Raw genomic sequence first — 13,033 nt, forward strand, 5'->3', positions numbered from 1 at the left:
GATATCTATCCGAAGCTTGAGGCGAGCGAGCCCATCAGCAGCGCCCAGCCGTCGACGAGGACGAAGAGCAGCAGCTTGAAAGGCAGCGATACGATCATCGGGCTCATCATCATCATGCCGAGGCTCATCAGCACGCTGGAGACGACGAGATCGATGACGAGAAATGGCAGGAATAGCATGAAGCCGATCTGGAAGGCGGTTTTCAGTTCGCTGGTGACGAAGGCGGGCAGCAGGATCGAGAACGGCACGTCCTGCGGGCTGTCGAATTGCCCCGCCCCGGCGATGTCGGCGAACATTTCGAGATCGTATTCGCGCGTCTGGCGGATCATGAAGCTGTGGAACTGGTCGCCGGCGCGTTCGATCGCGACTTCGGCGCCGATCTCGCCCGCCGAATAGGGGGCGATGGCGGCCTCGTTCACGCGTTCCAGCGTGGGTGCCATGATGAACAGCGAGAGGAACAGGCTGATTCCGATCAGCACCTGGTTGGGCGGCGACTGTTGCAGGCCCAGCGCCTGGCGCAGGATCGCCAGCACCACGATGATGCGGGTGAAGCTGGTCATCATGAGCAGGAGCGCCGGCAGGATGGTCAGCAGGCCCATCACCAGCAGAAGCTGGAGCGACAGGCTCAGCGGCTCACCGCCCGCACCCGCCATCTGCCCGAAGGCGCGGTCGAGCGCGCCCGATACGGCGGCATCGCCGGTTTGCGCGCTGGCAAGCGCAGGGTAGGCGAGCGCTGCCAGGGCCGCAGCCCATTTGGTCACGCGAACGATCACGGAAGCAGGTCCTGCGCCTGGGGTTGCGCCAGGGGCTGCGTCTGCGCCCGGGCCGGGGCCTCGGCCAGGCGCGTGAGGCCGTTGCGCGAGGTCGAAACGAGGATTTCGCGGCCGTGAAACTCGATGACGGCGAGACGCAGCGTCGGCGAAAGCATGGTGCTTTCGACTATGCGCACCGCCTTGCTGCCGCCGGCAGGCGCACCGAACTGACCTTGCATCTTCTTGGCCAGCTTGAGGCTGCCCCAGATCATCAGCCCGATCACGGGCAATAGGATCAGGAGCTTGAGGACGTACCAGAGCATCAGGCAGCCTCGCCCGCACCGGCCGGCGTAACCGTAAGCGGCTGGGGCCGACGATCCATCGAAGGTTCGCTTGGCGATGCACCGACGATCTCGAGCACCCGGATGGCGAAACGGCTCCCCTGAGCGATGACTTCGCCGCGGGCGATCAGCTTACCGTTGACGAACATGTCGAGCGGCTCGTCGGTCAGGCGGTCGAGCTCGATCACGCTGGATTCGCCCAGCGCGAGCACGTCGCGCAGGCGCATCGACTTGCGGCCGAGCTCTACGGTGAGGCGGACATCGATGTCCTGAATGAGGCCGAAGCCGTCTGCATGCGAAGCCATGTGTTCTACTCCGAGAGGAAAGATTGGATGAGTTCGAGGGCAACACGGTCGTCGAGTTCGCCGACGCAGCCGTGCGCGATCGTGAGATTACCGGTCAGCAGCGGGACGTTGCGGTTGACCGCGACGGGGATGACCGCTCCGGGCGCGAGGCTGGCCAGCCGAGCCACCGACATCGGGACATCCACCAGCACTGCGCGTAGCGGCAGGTCGACTTCGGCGATCGCCGAACCATCGATCCCGCGCGCACCGATCGTGCGCCCGGTCGCTGGTGATACCGCGCGCGTGCCGACGATTTCGGCGATCATCGCATTGCATGCCGCGAGGCGAACCTGCCACACGCGCGGGCTCTTGACCGAAGAGACGGCAAGCGTTGCCGTCCAGACACGCTCGCTTGCCCCGAAGGGGGCGACTTGCTCGACTTCGTCGCCATTGGCCGTCGCGGCGATTTCCCGGCGATCGCTCGTGCGACGCAGGATTTCCGCCATCTTGTCCTCGAACTGCTGCGCAAACCGCATGGCCGAGGCTGGCAGGGTGGTGCAGCTTTCGTCGACCTCGCCGGTGCCGCCGAGAATACGCTCGAATTGGCCCGCCAGTTCTCCGATCGGAACCGAGATCAGGATGCCACGGCTTTCCTGGCCGAGCGAGAAGAAGCTGTGGCGGTGCGCCGCGCCGACCTTGGCGTACCATTCGCCAACCGGCTGCAGCCCTGTGTCGACGATTTCGGCGGACAGGCCGCGGTCGTCGCACAGGACGGACAATTGGGTATTCGCCTGTTCGGCAAAGCCACGGGCAAAGCGCGCGAACTCGAGATCGAGATCGGGCGGAGTGGCCGCCTTGCTGAGCAGCTCGTCGCAGTGGCGCGCGGCCCGTGCCGCTGCCTCGGGGATCGGGGTGTTCATCATTGGACGATGAACGACCGGAAGTAGACGTTGTTGACGCCGCCGAAGCCCTCGCGCTCCTCGAGCACTTCGTTGAGCGCCGCGGTCAGCCGCTTCTGCAGCTCTTCCTTGCCCCTCACGCTGGCCAGATCGGCCTCGCTGGTCGCGGCGAGTTCGGCGAGAATGCGCGAGCGCAGCGCGGTTTCGTGCTCGCCGAGCCACATCAGCACGCGGCCGTCGTAATGCGTGGATGCCGCCAGCGTCACCTGGACCAGCGCCGTCCCATCCGCGAGGTTCGAAGTGAACTCGTCGGAAAAGTCGTAATAGGCGGTACGGTATTCACCGCCGCCCACGCCATGCACGACGGGCGCTTTGTCCTTCGATTTGCCGGTTTCGCCGACAGGATAGGGATCGTCCTCGCCCTTGAGCACCAGCTGCGGGTTCGGGTCCTCCGCCTCAGCGCCACCGACCCCGAGCATGCCGCTCGCAAAGGCGGCATAGGTGCCGCCACCGCCGGCGCCCAGAAGGAGGGCCGAGAAGATCACCAGCTTGAGCTTGCCGCCCTTTTTCTTGGCGGGTTCCTTCGCTTCGGAGTCTGAGGCTTGTTCGTTGGCCATGGTGTAATCCTGCGTGTGAAGAAAGATGGTTAATTAGGCGTAAAGCGCATCGTCGGAGGGCGCCTGCGGCGGAGCATGGGGCTGGCTTGCAGCCCGGTCGCCATGGCTTCTGCGCTGGTCGGAATTGCTGGAGCGCTGCTCCTCGGCGCTGCCATTGGCGAGGCTTGATCCGCCCGTGTTCGTTGAACCGCCGCGTTCCGAAGTGGTCGGGGCGGGCTGGCTCTGCGCCTGGTTGGGCTGCGCGACGCTGTCCTGCTGGCGGGTGGTGCCGCGATCATTGGCCATGGCGGCGGCCAGCGCGCGCTGGGCCTCGCTGTTCTCGGCGGCGATCTCGACATTCATTCCGCCAGCCGCCGACTGGTCGAAGGTCACGGTCAGCGCGCCGAAATCGCGGTGCGCGACGGCAATCGCAGCCGGCTTGGACAGATCGACCTGGCGCGCTGCCATGAGGTGTTCGACCACGCGTTCCACGTCGGCAAAGGGATCGTTGACGGCCGCTTGGGGCGTCGCGCTGGCAAGGGGCCGAGCGGCGGTACCGAGCCCGTCGACCGGCGCCGCGAGAGCCTGCGCCTGCGGCATGGGTTTCGAACCCTCGGCGCCGGCGGTTGCCCGCGGCGCAAGCGCGGCCTTGTCTGCCGCCGCACTGTCCTCATCGGGACTGCGATCGCTCATCGATGCGCCGGCTGTCAATTCGCTCGCCCGTGCGGGTTGCGAAACTGCCGTCGCAGGCCGCTCGATCGCGCCGCGTTGTTGCGCCGCGGCGGTTTCCGGCTTGGCGGAAGCGGCAGATGCGGCCCCGAGTTCGATGGTGGCAGGCTTCGCCGCGACCCTCGCATCGTTGGGCGAAAATCTGGTGGACGGTGCCACGGCAACGCGACCTGCCGTCGCTGCCACGTGAAGAGTGTTTGCTGGCGATTGTGGTTTTTCACCGGCCAGGGTTTCGGCCGATGCACCGGTATGGGCGACAGGCGTCGCGGCGGCGGGCGCCGTCTGGACCCTCGCTGCGATTGGGGAAGCAGCGGCGGGCAATTCGACCCGCGCCTTGCCGCTCTCGAGCGCGGGCATGGCACCGGTGATCCGGGCATCGCGCGGTTCGGATGCAGCGGAAATGCGCACCTGCAGTCCGTCGCCTTTCGGCTCACCCGAGGGAGCGGCAACATGACCCTTGGTTGCCGGCGTGTGCGTCGTCGGCGTACCTTCCTGTCGCTCGACCCCCGCAACGCGCGCCAGCGTCGGCAGCATGGGCGCGGGAGTGGCCGTGGTTTCGCCGCCTTCGGACGAAACCGAAACGGTTGCGGCGGAACCCTTCAATACGATCGGAGTAGCTGCCAGCGTGAGCGATGCGTACGGAATGACGGTGGCGATTTCCGCCCCGTTTCGATCCGCGCCGGCTTCGCCATCCCCGCTGACCGGCAGCTCCTGCATCGCAACCGGCAAGCTTTTGCCGGTCGGCAGACCGCTGGCTTGCCGCCCTTGCCCCTCGCCCTCGGTCTTGCCCGGAGCAAAATTGGCTGGCGGGACGATCGATGCGAGGTTGTTCAACAGGTCGGCAAAGCCGTCAGCCCCCTTTGAAGCCGCGCTTTTCCGCCCGCTCTCGCTATCGAGGCCGGCAAGGTTCGAAGACGTATCGTTCGAACTGGGGAGGCTGAATGAAAGGGTCATAAAAGGTCCGCTTTTTGTTCGCGGACATTCTATCAAGAAGCGTGCCAAACTTCGGAACAATCAGCCCTTTTCGAGACCGGCGACAATCGCGCGCACGAGATCGCGCGTGCCTTCTTCGGCTTTGCGCAGGCGCATGTCCGACTGCGCGAGCACTTCGCGCTTGGCCTGCGACTGCAGTTCGGCTTCCTCGGCCTGCTTCTCGCTCAGCTCGGTCAGCTTCTGCAACTGGTCGCGCATTGCGCTGCCGGAGCGCAGATCGGCGCCGACCATCTCGCCCTCGCGGTGCGCATAGTGCGCGGCGAGGCTGCGCGTTCGCTCGGCGACGCCGACGAGACGCGCGCGGGCGGCCTCGGCTTCGCTGGCAGCGACAGCCGATTGCATCCGCTCGACGGTGCGTATTCGCTGGATCAATTGCGCGCGCTTGAGTTTGCGTCGCTCAACCGTCACGGCCGACAAGCTCCGTCATCTGGGCGAAAGCGGTTGCGATATCCACGCTTTCGCTGCCGCCCTGGGACAGGAACTGGCACATGCGCGGGTGCAGCGCGATTGCCTCGTCGAGCAAGGGGTCGGCCCCCTGCCGGTAGGCGCCCATCATGACGAGATCGCGATTGGCCTCGTAAGTTGCGCTCAATGCCCTGAACCGACGAGCGGTGGCAGCATGTTCCGCGGTGACGATATCGTTCATCACTCGGCTGAGGGATGCGCCCACGTCGACTGCGGGATACTGACCGCGCTGCGCGATCTCGCGCGAAAGTACGATATGTCCGTCGAGGATGGCGCGTGCGGTGTCGACGACCGGATCGTTCTGGTCGTCGCCATCGGCGAGCACGGTGTAGATCCCGGTGATCGCCCCGCCCGATTCCTCCGAATTGCCGGCCCGCTCGATCAGCTTGGTGATCGTCGCCAGGGCAGAGGGTGGATAGCCGCGGGCGGCCCCCGGCTCGCCGAGCAGGATTCCGATTTCGCGCGCGGCATGCGCGACGCGGGTCAGGCTGTCGAGTATCAGCAGCACGCGCTTGCCCTGCGACCGCAGGTGCTCGGCGATCGATGTCGCCAGCATGGCGCCGCGCAGCCGTAGATTGGCGGCGTGATCGGCGGGAACGGCGACGATCGCGGTGCTTGCCGCGCGGTCCCCCGACATGTGGCGCGTAACGAAATCGGAAACCTCGCGTGCACGTTCGCCGATCAGTCCGACGACTACCGCATCGGCCTGGGCGCCATCGACGATCATGTCCATCAACACGGACTTTCCGACGCCAGAACCCGCCATGATGCCGATGCGTTGGCCGACGCCGAAGGTAGTGAGCGCGTTGAGCGAACGGATGCCGCTGTCGAATACCTGAGTCACGCGGGAACGGTCGAGTGCCCCGACACGACGACCGCCGGCGGGCCAACTGGTGGTCGCCATGATCGGTCCACCGCCATCGATCGGTTCACCCGATCCATCGACAGCACGCCCGAGGAACTCGGCGCCGACACTGAGCATGCCCGGGCGTCCTTCGGGTCGCACGATGGCTCCCGGGCGCAACAGGACCGTATCACCCAGCATCATCATCATCGTATGGCCGTTGCGAAACCCGATCGTCTCGGCGCGGTGCTCGGTCGACGCGCCCTGTGCGATGGTGCAGATCGAGCCGATCGGCACGCCCAGACCGGACACCTCGATCAGTCCGCCGTCGCAGGCCACAACGCGGCCGAACCGGCGCGGCGCGAGGTCGAGCGAGGCGCCCTCGACCGCCTCGAGAGTCGTGTCGATCAGTGCTTGCATGTATCGAAAATTTCGGCGAGCGCGCGGCGCCATTGCTGAGGGCCGTCCTCGACCCCGCCATCATCGGTCTCGACGCGCAGTCCGCCGCGCTCCACACTCCCATCGGCCACGAGCTCGAGATCGCCGGTCACATTGTCGCGGACCAGTTCGAGGTCTTCGGGATGAATATGGATGATCCGCCGGTCGTGCTTGCGCTGCAGCATGGCGGCCGCCGCTTCGACGCGCCGGGCAAGCCCTTCCGCGTCGAGCGCGAGCGGAAGCACGGCTTCCTCGCATAGCGCTTGAACCGTGGAGAGCATCCGGTCGCGCAACAGGCGCTCGCTTTCGGCATCGAAACGGGCGAAGGCCAGTTCGATCGCCGAACGCCCGGCCCGCTCCGCCTGCAATTGCGCTTCGAAATCGGCGCGCGCGGAAACCTGCCCGTCCTCGTAGCCCGCACGATAGGCCTTCTCGGCCGCATCCTCGACCTCGACTTCGGCGGCTGCGACTTCCACCTGCGGCTTGGTATAGCGGTCGTCGCGGGCGAAATTCCCCCGCTTTCCCAGCGCGGCGTAGGCGATCCTAGACATAGTCTTCGTCGCCCTCGCCCATGATCAGATCGCCCTGCGCCACGAGGCGCTTGGCGATGGCGACGATTTCCTTTTGCGCGGTCTCGACATCGGCTTTCTTGACCCGTCCGCGCATCTCGATCTCGTCGCGCAGACCGTCGGCGGCACGCGACGACATGGCGCCGAAGAACTGGTCGCGCTGGTCTTCTTCGAGGCCCTTGAGCGCAAGGATCAGCGTATCGCTTTCGACTTCGCGCAGCAGCACGCCGGTCATCTTCGTATCGAGCGCAAACAGGTGCTCGAACTTGAACATCTCGTTCTCGAGTTCCTTGGCGAGCTGCTTGTCGATCTTGCCGATCGTGGGCAGCACGCGTTTCTCGACGTTGCGATGCGAACGATTGATGATCTCGGCTGCATGCTTGATGCCGCCCATGGTGAGCGGGATGGTCCCGTGCAGTTGTTCGATCTTGGCATTGAGCGTCTGCTCGAGGATCTCGATGGCCTGGCGCGACACGGGACCCAGTCGGGCAACCCGGTGAAGCACCGGCGTGTGCAGGTCTTCGGGCAGCGCCGATAGAGCGGCCGCAGCCACCTCGGTATCGAGTTGCAGCAGGAGAACCGCGATCGCCTGAGGATGCTCGTCGGCAAGGATCTCGCCGATGATCTTCGGATCGAGCCAACGCAGCAGCCCGAGCGCGGGGAGGCTTTCTTCCTCCGCCTCGGGCGCGACCTGGCGCATCAAATTGTCGGTCTTGACCTCGCCCACTGCGCTGTTGAGCAGCTTGCGAACGTTGTCCACCCGCCCATGTCCCGAAATGCCGCCATTCTCGGTCGAGTGCGAGAAGCCGGCAATGGCATCCGCGATCGCCTGCGGCTCGATTTCGCCGATCCCGCACATCGTACCGGCCAGTTGGCGCAATTCGTCGGGCGTGAGCTGACCGAGGATTTTCGATGCATCCTCTTCGGCCAGCAACATGACCATGATGGCAGCCTTGTCGGTGCCGCCGAGAAGGCGCGGTGCGGGCGCGGTCATGCCGAGACTCCCGGGCGCACGTCTTCAGCCAGCATGCGACGCAGCGCGAGCACGGCATCATCCGGGTTTTCGCGCGCGATCCGCTGGGCCAGTTCGATCTGGCCATCAAGCGCCTCGCGGTCGTACGGCGTGACAGCGCCCATGCTGGGGCTGCCAAGGGCCGGTGCGAGCCCCTGCCCGCTTGGCTCAAGAGTGCCGCCGTTCTTCGGTCCACTGCGCAGCGCCTTGACGGCCGGACGCACCGCGAGCAGCAAGACCAACAGCACGGCAAGGATGGCGACACCGTTGCGGACGGCCATGCCGAACCAGCTGGTTTCGTAGAATGGGATTTCCGCCGCTTCGACCTTTTCGAAGGCGCGCATGACCACGGTTACCTGATCGCCACGGTCTTCCCGCGCGCCGACCGCAGCCGAGACGAGTTCCTTGACCTTGTTGATGTCGGCCGCGCTCGCTTCGGCCAGGGCGGCCTGGTCGATGGCGACCGCCACGGAAAGATACTTGATCGAACCGGGGGAGAGATTGGAGACCGAGACCTCGCGGCCGAGTTCGTAAACCCGCGTCGCGCTGCTTTCACCCACGCCACCGGCGGCGCCGGCATTCTGCGTGTCTTCGGGCGCGCCTTCGCGCGCTTCTCCATCGGCAGGCGGCGTATTCGCCAGCACGCCGGGAATGCCGCCCGCCTGCGTCGCATTGCTCTGCGATTGCTGCGTGGTCTCGCGGCGGACGGTGCCGTCCTTGTCATAGCTTTCGCGCGCGGAAGTGACCTCGTTCATGTCGAGCTCGACCTGGACCTGCGAGGTAAAGGCACCGGCACCGAACATCGGCGCCAGCAACTGGTCGACCTGCGCATTGAGCTTGGCCTCCATCTGCGCTTGCATATCGACCCGGCCGGTATTGGGATCGCGCGCTTGGGTCAGCAATTTCCCATGCTGGTCGACAACCTTGACCGCATCGATCCCCAGCCCCGGCACCGAAGCCGCGACGAGATTGGTGATCGCCATGACCTGGCCATCGGTCAATTGGCGACCCCGCGCGAGGCGCACCATGATCGATGCCGATGGTGCAACGTCCTCGCGCACGAAAACCGACCGTTCGGCCTTGGCGATGTGGACACGCACGGCCTCGACACCGTCGATCTCCATGATGGTAAGAGTTAGTTCGCGTTCCTGCGCCGCGCGCAGACGGTCGCCCTCGAGCGTCCGGCTGGCGCCCATCGGCAGGCTTTCGATAAGGTCGGTGCCGCTCGCCGGTGCAGCCAGGGAGCCGTCCGAGGCGACCAGCATCCGCGCGCGATAGACATCGTCTTCGCCCACGGTCAGCGTGCCGGTATTGTTGTCGATCGTGTAATTGATACCGGCCTGGTCGAGCGACGCGACCACGCTGGCACGCTCGGCATCGCCGAGCGATGAATAGAGCACGCGCTGCGGCGCAGGCGACAGGGTCGCCCAGGTCAGGGCCATCAGGCCGAGACCGGCAGTCCCGGCAAACCAGGGCAGCACTTTCCTGACGGCGGGCTGCGCGGTGAAGGCGCGCAGGCGCTCGCCAAAAGTACCCGTCCCGGTGGTGAGCGGTGCGAGCATGCCGCTGCTGCCGCCGCCGGGGCTATCGGCAGGAACCAGACCGTTCATGGATTAAATCCCCATCCGCATGGTTTCCTGGTACGCGGCAAGCAGCTTGTTGCGCACCTGGAGTGTGGCTTCGAAGGCGACGCTCGATTCCTGTCGGGCCAGCATCACCTTGGCGATATCGGTCTCTTCCCCGCGTTCGTAGGCGGCCGTCATCCGCCCCGATTCGGCCTGCACCGCATTGACGTTGTCGAGCGCGGTACGCAGCGTATCGCCAAAACTGGGCGTCGTGGCCGTCGTTTCGGTCGGCGCCGCGGGTTTGGGCTGGTGGACTTCCTGCAGGACCTTCGAACGATCGATGATCTGCTGGCGCAGGGCGATGATCTGTTCGATCGAGCCGCCCCCGCCAATTCCGCCTACGGGGTTCATCGGCCTGCTCCCACGGCAATACCGGCTTCACGGAAGGAGGCCAGTCGGTAACGGAGGGTACGCTCGCTGATGCCCAGCGCGCGCGCGGCATTGGCACGGTGTCCACCGACCGCGTCGAGCGCTTCCATAATGGCGCGCGCTTCGGATATCTGAACGATCTTAGACAGCTTGGCCGGTTTGGTCGGTACTTCCGGTGCCGGTGCGACTTCGGGCTCGACCGGCTTCTCGACCGCGCGCGCGGTCATGTCGAACACGATATGCTCGACTTCGATGGCTTCCTTGCCCTGCGCGAGCAGCAGTGCCCTGCGCATGACGTTTTCGAGTTCGCGGACGTTGCCCGGCCACGCATATTCGGTCAGCGCGGCAATCGCAGCATCGCCGATCCACGGCATGCGTTCACCCTTGGCGACATGACGCAGCAGCATGGCGAAGGCCAGCGGCGCGATGTCCGCGCGACGCTCGCGCAGCGGCAGCATCTCGATGGGGAAGACATTGAGGCGATAATAGAGGTCGGCGCGAAAGCGGCCTTCCTGAACCTCGTGCGGCAGATCGCGGTTGGCGCAGGCGATGATACGGACATCGACCTTGACCGGGCGCGTCGCGCCGATCGGCACGACTTCGCCTTCCTGCAGCGCGCGAAGCAGCTTCGCCTGCAGCGACAGCGGCATTTCGGCAATCTCGTCCAGCAGCAGCGTGCCGCCGTCGGCAGCGCGGAAGAAGCCTTCGCCCGCTGCATTGGCCCCGGTGAACGAGCCCTTCTCGTGACCGAACAGCAAGGCTTCGAGCATGGTTTCGGGAATTGCCGCGCAGTTTACGGCGATGAATGGCTTGTCCGCGCGGGCGCTGCGGCGGTGGATGAAATTGGAAAGGACTTCCTTGCCGGTCCCGGTCGGGCCATTGATCAGCACCGGAATCTCGGTGCGCGCGAGACGATCGGCCAGCGCGATGATCGACAGCGAGGCTGGATCGGCCGCAACCGGCCCCTGTCCGGCATAGGTCATCGCGACCAGCGCGGCGATGCTGCTTTCGGCGATGGGATCGCTATAGGTAAGCGTGCCACCGACACCGGCGAGTTCGATCGCGGGCTTGTCGCCCCGCGCGAGCGTAATGGTACGCGCGTCGCGATTCGAAGCGAGATCGCTTTCGTCCGCCAGCGTCACCGGCCGCTCCATGAAGAGAGACGACGCGATCCCCGCCATTCGGGCCTCGATCGGTCCGTGCAAGCGCGAATAATTCGAAGTCTTCGTAATCCCGTCCATCAGTGCCCCCAAATGGCAAGTCTTATCGACGAACCGGGAAATGCCACCCCCACGGCCAAAGATTGGATAATTTTAGGGCTGGTAGATTTACGAGGATGGTTAATTCTTCACATCACAGATTTCGCCCTCCCACTTAATCCCGCGCCGATTTTGCCGGTCTGGTTCACGGCTGCCGCATCCTGACCGGGAGGGCAGTGATCGTAGACCAAAGGGAACATGAGCCATGAACGTCATCAACACCAATATCGGCGCGCTGAAGGCGTCGAATGCCGCAAACGCTGCCAGCAAGTCGCTGGGCACCGCCATGGAACGCCTGTCGACCGGCAAGCGCATCAACAGCGCGAAAGACGACGCCGCCGGCCTCGCCATCGCGACCTCGATGACCTCGCAGGTCAAGGGCATGAGCCAGGCAGTCCGCAACGCCAACGACGGCATTTCGCTTGCGCAGACCGCTGAAGGCGCGCTCGGCGAAGTCACCAACATGGTGCAGCGCGTCCGCGAACTGGCCGTCCAGTCGGCCTCGGAAACCTACGGTGCCACGGACCGCGCCAACATGCAGAAGGAAGTCGACCAGCTCGCCGCGCAGATCAATGACGTGATGGCGAACACCAAGTTCAACGGCGTTGCCGTTTTCGACACGGGTACCGCCAACGCGGGTGCCGCACGCACGGTCAACATCCAGGCGAGCGCGGACTCGGGCAGCCAGATCGCGCTGTCGATCGACGCTCTCGACGTCAGCTCGATGCATGACGGCACCGTTGTCACGGCGGACGTTTCGGCCACCGCTGCAGCTGCCACCACCATCACCAACTCGGACACGCTCCTGACCGCGATCAGCGGCGCTCGCGCCACGCTCGGTGCCGGCCAGAGCCGTCTGGAATCGGCAGTGAACGGCCTGAACAGCAACATCACCAACCTGTCCGACGCACGTTCGCGGATCGAAGACACCGACTATTCGGCTGAAACGACCGCGCTCGCCAAGTCGCAGATCCTGAGCCAGGCTTCGGGCGCCATGCTGGCACAGGCCAACCAGAGCCAGCAGAACGTTCTCTCGTTGCTCCGCTAATTCTCCTAAATCCCTGGCAACGGGATATCGGGCCCGCCGCTTGCAAGAGCGGCGGGCCTTTCACTTTTGGAGCGCGGGGCCGGTTTGCCGGCCGTGATGAGGCACGCCGATCAGTATTTCCACATAGGGTTAAGATCAGCCAATATTGCCGAAGACCGCTTCATGACGGTTTCAGGGAAACGACATGCTATCAGCCGCATATGAAAATCGGGAAGCTTATCCCAACTGCGCCCGCGCAGAACCGCGAACCAATATGTTCGTCATGGCCGCGCTCGTCACCTCGGGTGCGCGCGAAACGGTCAAGGTGCGCAACATGTCGTCCAATGGCGCGCTGGTCGAGGGCCCGGTGCTGCCGCTCGCGGGCACACCATGTCTGCTGCATCGCGGCGATCTCTCGCTCGAAGCGCATGTCGTCTGGGTCAAACCGGGCAAGGCCGGGATACGGTTCCGCAACACAGCCGATGTCGGTCAGTGGCTGCCCTCAGGCCGCCGCACGCAATCCGAAGTCGATGCAGCGGTGAAGATGGCCAAGGCCGAGTTCGTCTCGGCGCCGGCACCCAAGACCCCTGCCCCGCTGTTTTCGACCGAATTGAGTCGCGAGGAAGTCAATCATACCGCCGCTGCGATGGAAGCGCTGGCCGACGAACTGGCCGACGATCCGGCAGTGGTCGCGCGCTTCATGACCAAGCTGCAGACGCTGGACATTGCCGCGCAAACCCTGCGGAAGTTGGCCACGCAAATTCCCTGACATCCGCGCGGGAACACGGTGCAGTCGGCTCGCGCGCGTGACGGGCGATCCCGCGAGCCGCG

Annotated in this window: 15 protein-coding genes; 2 read left to right on the forward strand and 13 right to left on the reverse strand. The window is 65.2% G+C overall.

The features are described from left to right. Positions 1–5: 5 nt before the first annotated feature. From fliP to ACQY4G_RS02015, 13 genes are read right to left on the reverse strand one after another with little or no spacing between them, the layout of a single operon-like run. Positions 6–773, reverse strand: coding sequence for a flagellar type III secretion system pore protein FliP (fliP, locus tag ACQY4G_RS01955; protein ID WP_067693967.1), 768 nt, complete (start codon positions 771–773; stop codon positions 6–8). Further along, positions 770–1,075 (reverse strand): flagellar biosynthetic protein FliO, encoded by a 306-nt coding sequence (locus ACQY4G_RS01960; RefSeq protein ID WP_291173265.1) that lies wholly within the window; start codon positions 1,073–1,075, stop codon positions 770–772. Before ACQY4G_RS01960 ends, fliP begins: the two co-directional genes overlap by 4 nt. Then, positions 1,075–1,398, reverse strand: a complete 324-nt coding sequence (gene fliN / locus ACQY4G_RS01965; protein ID WP_157075165.1) for a flagellar motor switch protein FliN — start codon at positions 1,396–1,398, stop codon at positions 1,075–1,077. Before fliN ends, ACQY4G_RS01960 begins: the two co-directional genes overlap by 1 nt. 5 nt (positions 1,399–1,403) lie before the next feature. Next, positions 1,404–2,300 carry a FliM/FliN family flagellar motor C-terminal domain-containing protein gene (locus tag ACQY4G_RS01970; RefSeq protein ID WP_421992671.1) on the reverse strand — a complete coding sequence of 299 codons (897 nt, stop codon included), beginning with the start codon at positions 2,298–2,300 and terminating at the stop codon, positions 1,404–1,406. After that, positions 2,297–2,893 (reverse strand): flagellar basal body-associated FliL family protein, encoded by a 597-nt coding sequence (locus tag ACQY4G_RS01975; RefSeq protein ID WP_067693957.1) that lies wholly within the window; start codon positions 2,891–2,893, stop codon positions 2,297–2,299. The genes ACQY4G_RS01970 and ACQY4G_RS01975 overlap by 4 nt, the downstream gene beginning before the upstream one ends. Positions 2,894–2,926: 33 nt before the next feature. Continuing rightward, on the reverse strand, positions 2,927–4,555 hold the full coding sequence (locus tag ACQY4G_RS01980) for a hypothetical protein (RefSeq protein ID WP_421992673.1): 1,629 nt from the start codon (positions 4,553–4,555) through the stop codon (positions 2,927–2,929). Positions 4,556–4,615: 60 nt separating this feature from the next. Next, on the reverse strand, positions 4,616–5,002 hold the full coding sequence (locus ACQY4G_RS01985; RefSeq protein ID WP_067693951.1) for a hypothetical protein: 387 nt from the start codon (positions 5,000–5,002) through the stop codon (positions 4,616–4,618). Continuing rightward, positions 4,992–6,323, reverse strand: a complete 1,332-nt coding sequence (locus ACQY4G_RS01990; protein ID WP_421992677.1) for a FliI/YscN family ATPase — start codon at positions 6,321–6,323, stop codon at positions 4,992–4,994. The genes ACQY4G_RS01985 and ACQY4G_RS01990 overlap by 11 nt, the downstream gene beginning before the upstream one ends. Further along, on the reverse strand, positions 6,311–6,892 hold the full coding sequence (locus tag ACQY4G_RS01995; protein WP_421992679.1) for a FliH/SctL family protein: 582 nt from the start codon (positions 6,890–6,892) through the stop codon (positions 6,311–6,313). Before ACQY4G_RS01995 ends, ACQY4G_RS01990 begins: the two co-directional genes overlap by 13 nt. Then, positions 6,885–7,904 carry a flagellar motor switch protein FliG gene (gene fliG / locus ACQY4G_RS02000; RefSeq protein ID WP_291179575.1) on the reverse strand — a complete coding sequence of 340 codons (1,020 nt, stop codon included), beginning with the start codon at positions 7,902–7,904 and terminating at the stop codon, positions 6,885–6,887. Before fliG ends, ACQY4G_RS01995 begins: the two co-directional genes overlap by 8 nt. Then, positions 7,901–9,532, reverse strand: coding sequence for a flagellar basal-body MS-ring/collar protein FliF (fliF, locus tag ACQY4G_RS02005; RefSeq protein ID WP_421992681.1), 1,632 nt, complete (start codon positions 9,530–9,532; stop codon positions 7,901–7,903). Before fliF ends, fliG begins: the two co-directional genes overlap by 4 nt. Before the next feature lie 3 nt (positions 9,533–9,535). Then, on the reverse strand, positions 9,536–9,898 hold the full coding sequence (gene fliE, locus ACQY4G_RS02010; protein WP_067693940.1) for a flagellar hook-basal body complex protein FliE: 363 nt from the start codon (positions 9,896–9,898) through the stop codon (positions 9,536–9,538). Further along, a complete protein-coding gene (locus ACQY4G_RS02015; protein WP_421992683.1) occupies positions 9,895–11,157 on the reverse strand; it encodes a sigma-54 interaction domain-containing protein in 1,263 nt (420 codons plus the stop codon). The genes fliE and ACQY4G_RS02015 overlap by 4 nt, the downstream gene beginning before the upstream one ends. A gap of 223 nt (positions 11,158–11,380) precedes the next feature. Between ACQY4G_RS02015 and ACQY4G_RS02020 the strand changes: the two genes are divergently transcribed. Next, on the forward strand, positions 11,381–12,223 hold the full coding sequence (locus ACQY4G_RS02020; protein WP_421992685.1) for a flagellin: 843 nt from the start codon (positions 11,381–11,383) through the stop codon (positions 12,221–12,223). A 184-nt stretch (positions 12,224–12,407) separates the two neighbouring features. After that, positions 12,408–12,971 carry a PilZ domain-containing protein gene (locus ACQY4G_RS02025; protein ID WP_067693931.1) on the forward strand — a complete coding sequence of 188 codons (564 nt, stop codon included), beginning with the start codon at positions 12,408–12,410 and terminating at the stop codon, positions 12,969–12,971. Positions 12,972–13,033: the final 62 nt, after the last annotated feature.

This window comes from Qipengyuania sp. (genome assembly GCF_965277845.1).
Classification (GTDB): domain Bacteria; phylum Pseudomonadota; class Alphaproteobacteria; order Sphingomonadales; family Sphingomonadaceae; genus Qipengyuania.